Genomic DNA, 614 nt, shown 5'->3' with positions numbered 1-614 from the left:
CCTGCGGGTCCTGCGGGTCCTTCAGGTCCTGCGGGTCCTTCGGGTCCGGGTGCGCCGTCTGCGCCTGCGGGTCCTGCGGGTCCTGCGGGTCCTTCAGGTCCTGCGGGTCCTTCGGGTCCGGGTGCGCCGTCTGCGCCTGCGGGTCCTGCGGGTCCTGCGGGTCCTTCAGGTCCTGCGGGTCCTTCGGGTCCGGGTGCGCCGTCTGCGCCTGCGGGTCCTGCGGGTCCTTCAGGTCCTGCGGGTCCTTCGGGTCCGGGTGCGCCGTCTGCGCCTGCGGGTCCTGCGGGTCCTGCGGGTCCTTCAGGTCCTGCGGGTCCTTCGGGTCCGGGTGCGCCGTCTGCGCCTGCGGGTCCTGCGGGTCCTTCAGGTCCTGCGGGTCCCTCGGGTCCGGGTGCACCATCGGCGCCTGCGGGTCCCTCGGGTCCGGGTGCACCATCGGCACCGTCAGCGCCTGCGGGGCCTTCAGGTCCTTCTGGTCCGGTGAGTCCTTCGGGGCCTTCCGGTCCTTCAGGCCCCTCGGGTCCTGCGGGTCCCTCAGGTCCTGCGGGTCCTTCGGGTCCGGGTGCGCCGTCGGCGCCTGCCGGTCCTGCGGGTCCCTCAGGTCCTGCGGGTCC

At 74.6% G+C, this 614-nt stretch carries 1 pseudogene; it reads right to left on the bottom strand.

Annotated features, from left to right (window positions below):
• A pseudogene (locus ACTOQ2_RS44030) lies at positions 1-614 on the bottom strand (hypothetical protein); the annotation flags it as partial.

This window comes from Streptosporangium sp. H16, from assembly GCF_051918855.1.
Classification (GTDB): domain Bacteria; phylum Actinomycetota; class Actinomycetes; order Streptosporangiales; family Streptosporangiaceae; genus Streptosporangium.
The sequence above is the reverse complement of the archived record's forward strand: the minus strand, read 5'-3'. Positions and strand labels throughout refer to the sequence as shown.